We start from the raw sequence: 11,965 nt of genomic DNA on the forward strand, positions 1-11,965 counted from the left end.
CCCGTCCGCAATGACAAGATCGCGAATTGTGACGACACTAACTCCCGTTGCCATGTGCGGTCAGTGTGCACCCAGCAGTTGTCCGGCTCCCTCGACCCGGTCGTCGAGCCCGTGCTCGCGCAGCGCGTGCCACAGGGTGGCGGCGTTGATCGCGACCACGGGTTTGCCGAGTTCACTTTCCAGCTGATCCGCCAGTCCGACGAAGGACAGATTGGTGCCGACCTGGACGATCGCTTCGACGTCCGGTCCGTCGACCGCGGCGACGATCTCCCGCAACCGGTCGCCGCCGACCCGGGCGATGTCCATGGCGGTCGGGCAGCGCAGTCCGGTGATCGCGGCGACGTCGAAGCCCGCCTCGGTGAAGAACCGGCCCACCTCGACGTCGGCGACCGGCTGATACGGCGAAAAGACCGCGATGCGCCGGCAACCGAGTTCACGCAAGGCAGCGCGGCACGAACTGGCCCCGGTGGTCACCGGCAATCCGGTCCGGTCCCGCAGTCGCTGCTCGAACGCCGCGTTGCCCGCGACCCCGCCCCAGAACGTCTCGGCGGACATGCCCATGACCATCCGATCGGGTTCGGCGGTGAGCACATCGCGCACCGCGGTGTCGATCGAGGCGCGGATCTGGCCGAGCAGCGCGCGGAAGTCGTCGTCGTTGCTCATCACCGGATCCGGGATGTACATCGAGCCGGCGCGATAGGCGACTCCGGGCAGTCCGGCCCGCCAATAATCGTGTTCGACAACGGTATTCGTGCTCGGCACGATCACACCGAAGACAGCTCGGGGTCCGACCGCGTTGGTCATCGGATCGAGCTCACCAGCCGGGCCAGTACATCGTCGACCGCGCGGTGGGCTCGTTCCCGCCCGGCGGCTCGGTCCAGCAGCAGCGTGTCGACGAGTAGCGGCGAAACGATCGCCATGGCGGCCTCGTCGACCTCGCCTTCGTCGGTGACGCCGATCGCGCGGACCGATCTACGGATCGGGGCGAGCAGGTCCAAGACATAACGTCGACGCAGCGGTACGCACTCCGGATCGGCCGACGATGCGGTGACCAACGCGCGCAGAAACGCACCAACTGGCTTGTCGCGCAACCGATCACAGAGCAGATCCAGTTCGGCGCGCAGGTCGGCGACCGGGTCGCCGCTCGGCTCCGCCGCCTGATGCGGAGCGACCGAGATGAGGGCCGCGAGAACGTCGCGCGGCGTCGGCCAGTGCCGGTAGATCGTCGTCCGGGCGACGCCGGTCACCGCGTGCAGGCGCTGCGGCGTCAACGCCGAACCCCCTTCCGTCAGTACAAGTTCCAGGGCAGCGGTCAACACGATCTCCTCGGTGTCGGCGGCGGGGCCGACCGGGCGTCCGGGCTTGCTCACCCAATAAACGATACATCTTGTTTTGAATATTAATAAACAGTACATTTTGTATCGGTATTACCGCTCGCCCGAGGAGGACCCATGCGTCCACATGTCGAACTGATCGATGAACGCGATCTGATCCAGCACACCGCCGAGTTCCAGCACGCCACCGGCAGCGCCGAGCAACGCAACCTCAGTTACGACGAGGAAGACGGATCCGCCTCGCTCAAGGTTCGTTTCACCAGCGATTGGTCGCGGCCGGCCGGCGTGCAGCACGCCGAGACCGAATGGTTCGTGCTGTCCGGACAGGTCACGATCGGCGACACCGTACTAGGCCCCGAGGGCTTCTGGATGGCACCGAAAGGTGTATGGACACCGCCGATTTCCGTCACCGCCGACACCGAGATCCTGCTCTTTCGGGAAGGCGGAGACCACCGGTTCGAGCCGGCCGACGGTGACCGCGACTTCGTCCGCGCCGACCAGGAACTGGTCGTGCTCGACACCGCGACGATGCCGTGGATCGACGTCAAGGACGGCAGCCCGATGCGCTTCGATCTCGGCGGCACTCCGGTCCCCGGGCTCTATATCAAGCTCCTGCACCGCGACCAGCAGACCGGCTTCTACACCCGTCTCATCAAGGCCAAGCCGGGTTGGCGCGAAGAACCCTTGGCCCATCACCCGTGCAGCGAGGAGGCGTACTGTATCGACGGCGGATTCGACTACAACTTCGGCAAGATGTGGCCCGGCACCTATTTCTGGCGGCCCGCGCGCATCCGCCACGGCGACTTCACCGCCGACGCGGAACGGGGCTGCACGTGGATCGTGCGTTCGGATGCCGATCTCGTGGACTGGTATACCGACAACGCCAAGATCGAGGTGTCGGGCACACCGACCAACTGGGGCCCGGACCTGCCGCACAGCCTCGCACCGCGCCCGGTCGAGCCGGTCCGCTCGCGCTCCATCGGGCAGTGGGCCGACCCCACCTATCAGTAGTCATAACGCCGCGCACGGCCGGCCGCGGCGCAGGTACCGGCCGTGCGCGCCACCGTGCAACTCGCCGTCACGGAGAATGTGGCTGCCGCGCAGAAACACGTCGGTGACCGCGGCATTCATCTCGAAGCCTTCGAAAGGTGTGTATTCCTGGGCGGATTCGGAATCCGCCGCGCGTACCGTCCACCGCACGGCAGGGTCGACCAGCACGATATCGGCGTCGAACCCCGCGGCGAGGTCGCCTTTGCCCGCCAGCCCATAGCGCCGGGCCGGGTTCGCCGCGGTCAGTGCGGCGATCCGGCCCAGCGGCAGGCCGCGCTTCAGTCCCTCGCCGACCAGGCCGGGCAGCAGGTATTCGGCGCCACCGAAGCCGGATTTGGCCAGGAACACGTCGGCACGGTCGGCACCGAACTTCTGCTCGTCCCGGCAGCACGCGTGATCGCTGACCACCCAGTCGATATCGCCGGCCAGCAGGTGCCGCCACAGCGCCTCCACATCGGAGCGCTCGCGCAACGGTGGATTCACTTTGCCGCCGATGCCGTGCGCGGTGTCGACGTCGGCGAGCAGATGACCGATGGTGACCTCACGGCGAAAGTTGACCCGCGGGAAGGCTTTTGCCATCGTCATCGCGGCGTCGACCGCCTTCGCCGAGGATAGGTGGAGCAGGTTGATGTCGGCCAGGCCGGTCTCGTGCGCGAGATAGGACGCGATGGTGATCGCCAGCCCCTCGGAATGCGCCGGACGTGCAGCGCTATAGGCGCGCAGCCCGCTCTGCGTGCCGTCTTGTTCGACCAATGCCGTGTAAGCGGCCATGATCTCGGCGGTCTCGCAGTGCAGCGACAACGAGAGATGGTCGCCGAATCGTTCGCGGGCGCGCTGGATGCCGCGCATCACGAACTCGAAATGGGCCAGGTCGTAGCGTTCGTCCGGCGGGATCATCAGGAAGTCGGACTGGTCCGATGATCGGCCGTGCAGTCCGTGGCCGCCGTAGAACATGAAGATCTTGAACGAGGTGATACCGAATTCCTCGACCAGGTACGGGATTTCGTCGATGTGCTGGGCGGTCATCGGAGCCAGATGCAGGCCGTAGTCCACCAGTGATCGTCCCGCCATCCGGTTGAGGACCTCGGGGACGAAATCACGATACGAACCACCACGGTTGAGGTAGTAGCGGCCGGTCCGCAGATAACTCAGCGACGTGGTGACGCCGCCCTGCGCGCAGGCGCGGCTTTCGCTCTCGGTATCGGCTGCGAGGTCGCGGTAGATGCCCCAGTGCTGATGCGCATCGACGACACCGGGGAAGGCGAGCAGGCCATGCGCGTCGACCACCCGCGTCCGCGCACCGGCGGGCAGATCGGGACCGATCGCCTCGATCACGCCCGCCGAGACAGCGATGTCGAGTGGCTCTCCGTTGTCCGGCGACGTATCGCTCGCACGGACAACACGGGCATTGCGGATCAGGAGTTCGGGCACGACACTCTCCGGTTTCTCTGTACGAAACGCTGTTTCCAATTCGCCGATCTTCGCAGTACGATGCGCTGGTAGTCAACGCCGCGAGTTCGCATCAACGTTTCGGTGCGGGAAACAGATTGCGGCGCAAGGGAGGACCGATGGTGCCGCAACCGCTGGCCGGAATCCGAGTACTCGACATCGCGACCCTGTTCGCCGGCCCGCTGGCGGCCACGCTGCTGGCCGACTTCGGCGCCGAGGTCGTCAAGATCGAACACCCTGGCGGCGACCCGGTGCGCGGTCATGGCGCCCAGCGTGCCGGGGTCGGACTGTGGTGGAAGCTGCTCGGCCGCGGCAAGAAGTCGGTGACGCTGTATCTCGGCGAAGCGCGCGGCCAGGAGATCTTCCGGCGCATGGTCGCCGACGCCGACGTCGTGATCGAGAACTTCCGCCCGGGAACCCTGGAACGATGGGGCCTGGGCTATCCCGAACTGCGCGCGCTCAATCCGCGGCTGATCCTGGCCAGGGTCACCGGATTCGGCCAGTTCGGACCGTACGCCCGGCGTCCCGGCTTCGGCACCTTGGCCGAGGCGATGAGCGGATTCGCGGCCGTGACCGGCGAACCGGACGGCCCGCCGACCCTGCCGCCGTTCGGCCTCGCCGACGGAATCGCGGCACTGACAACGGCTTTCGCGATCATGACGGCCTTGCGAGCGCGGGAACGCGACGGCACCGGGCAGCAGATCGATCTCGCCATCATCGAACCGATTCTCACCCTGCTCGGTCCGCAGATCATCGCCTACGACCAACTCGGCGAACTACAACCACGCATGGGCAACCGATCCGCGAACAACGCCCCACGCAACACCTATCGCACCGCCGACGGCGGTTGGGTCGCGGTCTCGACCAGCGCGCAATCGGTGGCCGAGCGGGTGCTGTGGCTGGTGGGACGCCCCGATCTGATCGACCAACCCTGGTTCGCCACCGGTGCCGAACGGGCAACGCACGCTGATGAATTGGATGCCGCGGTCGGTGGCTGGATCGGCCGGCACAGCACCGAGGAAGTGCTGACCGCGTTCGAGCAGGCCGAGGCCGCGGTAGCGCCGATCTACACAGCCGCCGACGTATTCACCGATCCGCAGTTCCGGGCCCTCGGCTCGATCATCGCCCTGCCCGATGCCGAGCTCGGCCAGGTGCGCATGCAGAACATCTTGTTCCGACTATCGGACACTCCGGGCGAAATACGTTGGACCGGACCCCCTTTGGGAGCCCATACTGACGAAGTACTCGAACGCTACGGCGTCGATCAGGCCGGGCTCGCCGAGCTACGATCCGCCGGAGTGATTCGATGAGCAGTACCGAGCCCACCCCGGAGCGGACCGCACCCGAACACGCTGCCGCCGAGAGCGATCCGTTGATCACCGCGGTCCGCGGCAACCTACAGCTGATCGAGTTGGGTCAGCCCTTCTTCACCGGCATGCCGTGCTCACCGAATCATCCCGGCTTCCGAATGACCCTGGCGCGCAGGCACGGTGACACGGTCCGCCCGGACGGCGGTTCGGCCGCGAACGAGATCATCGTCACCGGCGGGCATGTCGGCACCCACATCGACGCACTCAGCCACGTCAGCCACAACGGCGCGTTGCACGGCGGGATCGATGCGCAGAAGGCGCAGCGGGGCGGCGGGTTCAGCACGCACGGCGCCGAGCACCTGCCGGGCCTGCTGCGTCGCGGCCTGCTGCTCGATATCGCCCGGTTGCGCGAGATCGACACGCTCCCTGGCGGTTACGAGATCACTCCACACGATCTGGAGTCGGCGGCCAGGCAGGCGCGAGTCAGGGTGCGAGCAGGCGATGTCGTGCTCATTCGGACGGGCTGGTCGCGGCTGTTCGATGATCCGCATGCATACCTGGGCACCGAAACCGGCGTGCCGGGACTCGGTGTCCAGGCGGCGCACTGGCTGGCCGTTCGCGACGTGATCGCCACCGGTTCGGATACCACTGCCTACGAGTGCATTCCGCCTGGAACCGGGCACCGCGTGTTACCCGTGCACCGAGTTCTACTGGTCGAATTCGGCATCTACATCATCGAACATCTCGCGCTCGAAGACCTCGCCGCGAGCGGGATCAGCGAATTCGCCTTTCTGCTCGCCCCGTTGCGCATAGTCGGCGGCACCGGCTCGCCGGTTCGACCGCTCGCGGCGGTGAGTCGATGAGCCAGCCGACGATCGTGCAGCGGCTGGCCGCCTTCGCCGCGTCCGCCCGCGACAGTGGCCTCGACGACGAGCTACGCGCCGACGCCGCACGACGAATCCTCGATGTGCTGGGCAACAGCGTGGCCGCGCTCGACACAACGGCCGCACGCGCGGTGGCGACGCTGGTCGAGGAGTGGGGTGGCAGACCACGGTCGACGGCACTCGGGCTACCGGGGCGATGGCCTGCCGCGAGCGCGGCACTACTCGGTGGAACCCTGGCGCACGCCTTGGATTTCGACGACACACACCTGCCGTCGGTATTGCATCCGTCGGCGACCGTGGTCCCGGCCGCCCTCGCCGTCGCCGAGGCCCGCAGCGCCGGCGGCGCGGCCCTGCTCGATGCCGTCGCGGTGGGGGTGGAGATAGCCGTCCGGGTCGGTATGGCGGGTTATGACACGGCACTGGGCAATTCGATCTTCTTCGAACGCGGACTGCACGCGACCGCCATCTGCGGCACGCTCGGCGGTGCCGCGGCGGCCGCGATGCTGGCCGGCGCCGATGCGACGGTTGTCGGGCACGCGCTCGGCATCGCGGCGAGTATGGGTTCGGGACTGCTGGAGGCCAATCGAACCGGTGGAACTGTGAAACGGGTGCACTGCGGGTGGGCCGCGCATGCCGCGGTCGTCGCGGCCGAGCTCGCGTGCGCCGGGCTGACCGGACCGCCGACCGTGTTCGAGGGGAGATTCGGCCTGCTCCAGGCCTTCTGCGGTGAGCAGAGCAATCCGGCCGCGATTCTCGACGGCCTCGGTGCGCGGTGGGAGTTGCCGACGGTGTTCTTCAAACCCTATCCCTGCAACCACTTCACGCACGCGGGCATCGACGCGGCGCTTCGATTACGGGCCAAAGGCATCGCCGCCGAGGACATCGATCGTCTCGAACTCGGCGCACCGACCGTCGTGCTGCGCACCATCGGCGAACCGCATGCGGACAAGGTGCACCCGAAATCCGGTTACCACGCGGCATTTTCCGGTCCGTACACCGTTGCAGCCGCACTGCTCGGCGGCGGTGGTCTCGGCGTATTCCATCAGGACTTCACCGACACCGCGGCAGCCGCCCCGGAACGGCTTGCCTTGGCGGGCCGCGTCACCTGCGTCGCGGACGCTCGGTGCGACGCCATATTCCCGCATCAGTTCCCGGCGGTGCTCACCGCATGGCTGCGCGACGGGCGCGTGCGCACCGAACGAGTGGAGGTGAACCGCGGCGGTCCGGGAAATCCGCTGTCCGCCGACGAGCTCGCCGCCAAGTTCCGCCTGAACACCGAGCAGGTGTTGTCCGGGAGCCGCATCGACCGGATCACCGGACTGGTGCTCGATCTCGCCGAACAACCAGACCTCGTCGGGCTGATGTCACTGCTACGGACCTGATCGGTCAGCGAGGCGGGAACAGACCGGCCCGGCCGAGCAGCGCGGGCACCGGTTTGCCGAGCAATTCGCCCAGCCACAGACCGGTTTCGAGCACCGGCTCGATCCGTACACCGGTCTGCACGCCCATCCGATCCAGGGCGTACAGGACGTCCTCGGTGGCGATATTGCCGGTCGCGGCCGGCGCGAAGGGGCACCCGCCGATGCCGCCGGTGCTGGCATCGAGCACGCGAACTCCGGCCTCGAGCGCCGCAACGGCATTGGCGTAGCCGGTATTTCGCGTGTTGTGGAAATGGCATCGCAGGGTTACGTCCGGCGCGATTCGCGCCGCACCGGCCGCCAGCGCCCGCACCCGATCCGGTGTGCCGACGCCGATCGTGTCGGCCAACGCGAGCTCGTCGGGTTCGGCCTCGGCGACGCGGCGGATCAGTTCCAGCACAGTAGCTTCGGGGACTTCCCCGGTGAACGGGCAGCCGAATGCCGCCGCGATCGTCACTGTGCGGAACAGCCCCGCTTCCCGTGCCCTCGCCGCCAACGTCGCCCAACGCTCGATTCCCTGCGCGGTCGAGCATCCTTGATTACGCATGCTGAACGAATCCGTAGCCACCACAACAACATTGATCTCATCGACGCCCGCTTCCAGTGCCCGGTCCAAGCCTCGGTCATTGAATACCAGGCCCGCATAGGACACTCCATCGATCCGCGGCACAGCGGCCATGACCGCCTCCGCGTCCGCCATTTGCGGCACTCGCCGCGGATCGACGAAGCTGACCGCCTCGATCCGGCGCAAACCGGCGTCGACGGAGCGTTGCACCAGCCGGATCTTGTCCTCCGCCGACACGATCTCCGGTTCGTTCTGCAGGCCGTCCCGCGGCGCGACCTCGACCAACGTGACCTTCACTTGCCCTCCACGGTGCGACCCACCTTGCCACTTTGTTCCACTCAGGGATACATTGTATCCAATTCCGGCGATCGTGATCCGCCCCTCGCGAAATCGACACGAGCGTCCGGGTGCGCAACAGGATGGAGACTGCGACATGGCAGCCGAATCGACGAAATCGACAGGGCCGCTTGCCGATCTGCGGGTCGTCGAGATGGGGCAGCTGCTCGCCGGCCCGTTCTGCGGTCAGTTGCTCGGCGACCTCGGCGCCGAGGTGATCAAGCTGGAACCCCCGGGAACCGGTGATCCGATGCGGCAGTGGGGTCGCGACCAGTCGCAAGGCAAGTCGCTGTGGTGGCCGGTGGTGGCCAGGAACAAGAAATCGGTGACCTGCAACCTTCGCGAAGCCGCCGGGCAACGACTGGCACGGCAGCTGATCGAGCACGCCGACATCGTCATCGAGAACTTCCGGCCCGGCACGATGGAACGCTGGGGTCTCGGATTCGACCGGCTGCGCGCCGATCATCCCGGACTGATCATGACGCGCGTGACCGGATACGGCCAGACCGGTCCCTACGCACCGCGTGCCGGATATGGCTCGATCGGCGAGGCGATGGGCGGAATACGTTATGTCACAGGCGATCCCGGCCATGCACCGGCCAGAACGGGTATCTCTCTGGGCGACTCGCTCGCCGCGGTGTTCGCCACCATCGGCACTCTCGCCGCGGTGCACCATCGGGCGAATACCGGACGCGGCCAAATGGTGGACTCGGCGATCTACGAAGCGGTGCTGGCCATGATGGAATCGCTACTGCCCGAATGGGCGATCACCGGATATCAGCGCGAACGCACCGGACCGGTGCTGCCGAATGTCGCGCCCAGCAATGTCTATCCCACGGCGGGCGGCGAGATGATCCTGGTCGCCGCCAACCAGGACACCGTCTTCGCCCGGCTGGCCGAGGCCATGGGCCGCCCCGAACTCGCCGGCGACGCAAGGTATTCCACCCACATCGCCCGCGGCGCGCGGATGGCCGAGCTCGATGAACTGATCGGCGCGTGGACCGCGACCATCGAGACCGACCGGCTGCTCGATCGACTCCACACCGCGGGCGTGCCCGCCGGCCGCATCTTCACCGCGCGAGACATGTTCGCCGACCCGCATTTCGCCGCCCGCGAGGCGATTGTCCGGCTCGCCCACCCGGAGTTCGGCGAACTGCCGATGCACAACGTGTTCCCGAAGCTGAGCGAAACCCCCGGAGCCGTCCGGCATCCCGGCCCCGAACTCGGCGAGCACAACCAGCACGTCTACGGCGGACTGCTCGGCCTCGACCCGGACGACCTCGAACAGCTCGCCGCCGACGGCGTCATCTGAGGAGCGGAGCACCGATGACCGAGCGCGCCGCCGACTACCGCCGTTCCGGCTACAGCGCCCGCCTCGGCGCGGGACGCTCCCCCGCCGTTCTGGTGGTCGACATCTGCGCGGCCTATCTCACCGACGGCTCGCCGCTGCGCGCGCCCGTCGATGCCGCCGTGCGGGCCGCCGCCGAAATTGTTTCACAGGCAAGGTATTCCGGCCTGCCGGTGATCTTCACCCGGGTCCGCTTCGAGCCCGGCGGCCCCGACGGCGGGCTCTTCCGCCGCAAGGTGCCGGCGCTGCGGGTATTCGAGGCTGATAACCCCCTCGGCGACTTCCTCAACGACCCCGCCCCGGCACCCGGCGACACGGTGATCACCAAGCAGTACGCCAGCGCTTTTCACGCCACACCGCTTGCCGCGACGCTGACCGCCGCGCGCATCGACACCCTCGTCATCGTCGGCCTCACCACCAGCGGATGCGTGCGCGCCTCCGCTACCGACGCGCTGCAGCACGGTTTCCGGCCGCTGGTCGTCGCCGACGCCTGCGGCGATCGCGCCGCCCCACTGCACGAGGCCAGCCTGCTCGATCTGGACATCAAGTACGCCGACGTGCTGAGTCTGGCCGAAGCCCTCGCGGTCTTGCGCTCGGCCGCCGTCGACGACCACGCACCACCGACTTCCGAGACCGCGGCCGACGCGGAACTCACTTAACGACAAGAGGATTCCATGGGTCAACACCCGCACGGTTGGTGGATCGTGCTGCATCTGGTGCTGTTCGTGTTCTGGCTCGGCGGCGATCTCGGCGTGTTCTATTCCAGCCGGTTCGTGATCGATCCCGAGCTCAGCGCCTCGGCCCGCGCGACGGCGCTGGCGATCATGAGCGGCCTGGATCTCGGACCCAAGGTCTGCCTCGTCCTGTTCCTGCCCAGCGGCGTCACGCTGATGGCATTGCAGCCGCACGGTGCGACTGTGTTCGGAATCGACTTGCTCCCTTGGTGGTTCGTTGTCCTGGTGTGGATCTTCGGCGCCGGATGGCTGACGCTGACCGTGCTCACCCACCGCACGCACGGACGGCGCGCCGCGGTACGGCGAGCCGATCTCCTCATCAGATTCGCGGTCATCACCGTGCTGGCCGGTACCGGCGGCTACGCCCTGCTGGCCCAAGACCCGTTCGGTGTGACGACCAACCCACGCTGGCTCGGTGCCAAGATCCTGCTGTACACGGTCGCCGTTTCGGCTGGACTCGGTATCCGAATGACGTTGCGCCCCTTCGGGCCCGCGTTCGGCACCCTGATGACCGAAGGCTCCAGCGATCCTGTCGAGCGCACCCTGCGGCGCAGCGTCGACGGCTGCCTACCGTACGTGTGGCTGATCTGGGGCAGCGTGCTCGCCGCAGCGGCGCTGGGCGTGCTCAAGCCCGGGGCGCAATTGTGAGTCCTCGCAACGGTTATGGCGTGTAACCCAACTGAGCAGATACCGCTCCCGCCGCCTTCAGCAGCATGGGGACACACTCGTCCATCCGTGGCTGGAAACGCGACAGCGGCCCGCACACGCTGATCGCGGCCACGACGCCGCCGTCGTGGTCGAGGATAGGCGCGGCAATGGAGGCTGCCCCGATCTGCCGCTCCCCCAGCGAAATCGCGTAACCACGTTTCTTGGTGGCGTTCAGCTCGGTGCGCAACTTACGCACCGAGGTGATCGTCGCGTCGGTGAACGCGGTCAACTCGTGCCGGCCCAGGTACTCGTCGATCTCGTCCTTGCGCAGCAGCGCCAGGATCACCTTGGAGGAGCTGCCCGCGTACAGCGGATACGGCACCCCGAGTGCGACCTCCATCCGCAATTCCTGTTCCGGCACAACCTGATCCACGTACATGCGGGTGTCGCCGCGTCGGATCGAGAGCGTGGCGGTCTCCCCCGTCACCGCGGCCAGCCTGCGCAGCTCCGGTGCGGCCATCACCCGAAGGTCGGTGCGCGCCAGGTACGCCCGGCCGAGCGCGATGGCGGCATGCCCGAGCGCGTAACGGCGCGTGGCGGGTTCGAACGCGATGAGGTCGCGATTGCGCAGCGCGGTGAGGATGCGGTGCACCGCGGCCTTGGTGATGCCCAGCTCGGTGGCGATCTCGGTGACGCCGAGATCGGCCCGGCCGCTGCGGCCGAACAACAACAGCACGTCCATGGCTCGTTCGACCGCGGCGATCGACCGGCTCTGGTTGTCGGACTCGGTTTCGGACACGCCCCGAGTGTAAGCGGTGGATTTCCCGATGGGAAACACCATCGCCATCCCGGTTCGCTTGCGCCGACCCCACGCCGGGCGTTACCTTGT

At 67.3% G+C, this 11,965-nt stretch carries 12 protein-coding genes; 7 read left to right on the forward strand and 5 right to left on the reverse strand.

Features of this window, described 5'->3' with window-relative positions; genetic code table 11:
- Nucleotides 1-60: 60 nt before the first annotated feature.
- Both ACQPW1_RS29270 and ACQPW1_RS29275 read right to left on the reverse strand, forming a co-directional pair.
- Nucleotides 61-804 carry a maleate cis-trans isomerase family protein gene (locus tag ACQPW1_RS29270; protein WP_433655003.1) on the reverse strand — a complete coding sequence of 248 codons (744 nt, stop codon included), beginning with the start codon at nucleotides 802-804 and terminating at the stop codon, nucleotides 61-63.
- Nucleotides 801-1,370 carry a TetR/AcrR family transcriptional regulator gene (locus tag ACQPW1_RS29275; RefSeq protein ID WP_433655004.1) on the reverse strand — a complete coding sequence of 190 codons (570 nt, stop codon included), beginning with the start codon at nucleotides 1,368-1,370 and terminating at the stop codon, nucleotides 801-803. Before ACQPW1_RS29275 ends, ACQPW1_RS29270 begins: the two co-directional genes overlap by 4 nt.
- 81 nt (nucleotides 1,371-1,451) lie before the next feature.
- Between ACQPW1_RS29275 and ACQPW1_RS29280 the strand changes: the two genes are divergently transcribed.
- A complete protein-coding gene (locus tag ACQPW1_RS29280; protein WP_433655005.1) occupies nucleotides 1,452-2,345 on the forward strand; it encodes a DUF4437 domain-containing protein in 894 nt (297 codons plus the stop codon).
- Here the strand turns inward: ACQPW1_RS29280 and ACQPW1_RS29285 are convergent, their stop codons facing one another.
- The gene (locus tag ACQPW1_RS29285) at nucleotides 2,346-3,815 is read right to left on the reverse strand and encodes a dihydroorotase (RefSeq protein ID WP_433655006.1); all 1,470 of its coding nucleotides are present in this window, start codon (nucleotides 3,813-3,815) and stop codon (nucleotides 2,346-2,348) included. It lies immediately after the preceding gene.
- A gap of 137 nt (nucleotides 3,816-3,952) precedes the next feature.
- Here ACQPW1_RS29285 and ACQPW1_RS29290 point away from each other — a divergent pair, with 137 nt between their 5' ends.
- From ACQPW1_RS29290 to ACQPW1_RS29300, 3 genes are read left to right on the forward strand one after another with little or no spacing between them, the layout of a single operon-like run.
- Entirely contained in the window at nucleotides 3,953-5,143 is a 1,191-nt protein-coding gene (locus tag ACQPW1_RS29290; protein ID WP_433655007.1) for a CaiB/BaiF CoA transferase family protein, read from the forward strand.
- Nucleotides 5,140-6,006, forward strand: coding sequence for a cyclase family protein (locus ACQPW1_RS29295; RefSeq protein ID WP_433655008.1), 867 nt, complete (start codon nucleotides 5,140-5,142; stop codon nucleotides 6,004-6,006). Before ACQPW1_RS29290 ends, ACQPW1_RS29295 begins: the two co-directional genes overlap by 4 nt.
- Nucleotides 6,003-7,409, forward strand: a complete 1,407-nt coding sequence (locus ACQPW1_RS29300) for an MmgE/PrpD family protein (protein ID WP_433655009.1) — start codon at nucleotides 6,003-6,005, stop codon at nucleotides 7,407-7,409. Before ACQPW1_RS29295 ends, ACQPW1_RS29300 begins: the two co-directional genes overlap by 4 nt.
- A 4-nt stretch (nucleotides 7,410-7,413) precedes the next feature.
- Here ACQPW1_RS29300 and ACQPW1_RS29305 read toward each other — a convergent pair whose 3' ends face one another.
- Nucleotides 7,414-8,307 carry a hydroxymethylglutaryl-CoA lyase gene (locus tag ACQPW1_RS29305; protein WP_433655010.1) on the reverse strand — a complete coding sequence of 298 codons (894 nt, stop codon included), beginning with the start codon at nucleotides 8,305-8,307 and terminating at the stop codon, nucleotides 7,414-7,416.
- A gap of 136 nt (nucleotides 8,308-8,443) precedes the next feature.
- Between ACQPW1_RS29305 and ACQPW1_RS29310 the strand changes: the two genes are divergently transcribed.
- From ACQPW1_RS29310 to ACQPW1_RS29320, 3 genes are read left to right on the forward strand one after another with little or no spacing between them, the layout of a single operon-like run.
- Entirely contained in the window at nucleotides 8,444-9,658 is a 1,215-nt protein-coding gene (locus ACQPW1_RS29310) for a CaiB/BaiF CoA transferase family protein (RefSeq protein ID WP_433655011.1), read from the forward strand.
- A 14-nt stretch (nucleotides 9,659-9,672) separates the two neighbouring features.
- A complete protein-coding gene (locus ACQPW1_RS29315; protein ID WP_433655012.1) occupies nucleotides 9,673-10,353 on the forward strand; it encodes an isochorismatase family protein in 681 nt (226 codons plus the stop codon).
- A gap of 15 nt (nucleotides 10,354-10,368) precedes the next feature.
- The gene (locus tag ACQPW1_RS29320) at nucleotides 10,369-11,076 is read left to right on the forward strand and encodes a hypothetical protein (protein ID WP_433655013.1); all 708 of its coding nucleotides are present in this window, start codon (nucleotides 10,369-10,371) and stop codon (nucleotides 11,074-11,076) included.
- Nucleotides 11,077-11,089: 13 nt separating this feature from the next.
- On the opposite strand, the gene ACQPW1_RS29325 is transcribed toward ACQPW1_RS29320, so the two are convergent.
- Nucleotides 11,090-11,875: an IclR family transcriptional regulator gene (locus tag ACQPW1_RS29325; protein ID WP_433655014.1), complete on the reverse strand. Its 786-nt coding sequence runs from the start codon at nucleotides 11,873-11,875 to the stop codon at nucleotides 11,090-11,092.
- Between the last annotated feature and the right edge of the window lie 90 nt (nucleotides 11,876-11,965).

The organism is Nocardia sp. CA-128927, from assembly GCF_050955855.1.
Classification (GTDB): domain Bacteria; phylum Actinomycetota; class Actinomycetes; order Mycobacteriales; family Mycobacteriaceae; genus Nocardia.

Coding starts and splice junctions, on each gene's coding strand:
- ACQPW1_RS29270 (WP_433655003.1), bottom strand. CDS start 804: ATGACCAACGCGGTCGGACCCCGAGCTGTCTTCGGTGTGATCGTGCCG.
- ACQPW1_RS29280 (WP_433655005.1), top strand. CDS start 1,452: ATGCGTCCACATGTCGAACTGATCGATGAACGCGATCTGATCCAGCAC.
- ACQPW1_RS29290 (WP_433655007.1), top strand. CDS start 3,953: ATGGTGCCGCAACCGCTGGCCGGAATCCGAGTACTCGACATCGCGACC.
- ACQPW1_RS29295 (WP_433655008.1), top strand. CDS start 5,140: ATGAGCAGTACCGAGCCCACCCCGGAGCGGACCGCACCCGAACACGCT.
- ACQPW1_RS29300 (WP_433655009.1), top strand. CDS start 6,003: ATGAGCCAGCCGACGATCGTGCAGCGGCTGGCCGCCTTCGCCGCGTCC.
- ACQPW1_RS29310 (WP_433655011.1), top strand. CDS start 8,444: ATGGCAGCCGAATCGACGAAATCGACAGGGCCGCTTGCCGATCTGCGG.
- ACQPW1_RS29315 (WP_433655012.1), top strand. CDS start 9,673: ATGACCGAGCGCGCCGCCGACTACCGCCGTTCCGGCTACAGCGCCCGC.
- ACQPW1_RS29320 (WP_433655013.1), top strand. CDS start 10,369: ATGGGTCAACACCCGCACGGTTGGTGGATCGTGCTGCATCTGGTGCTG.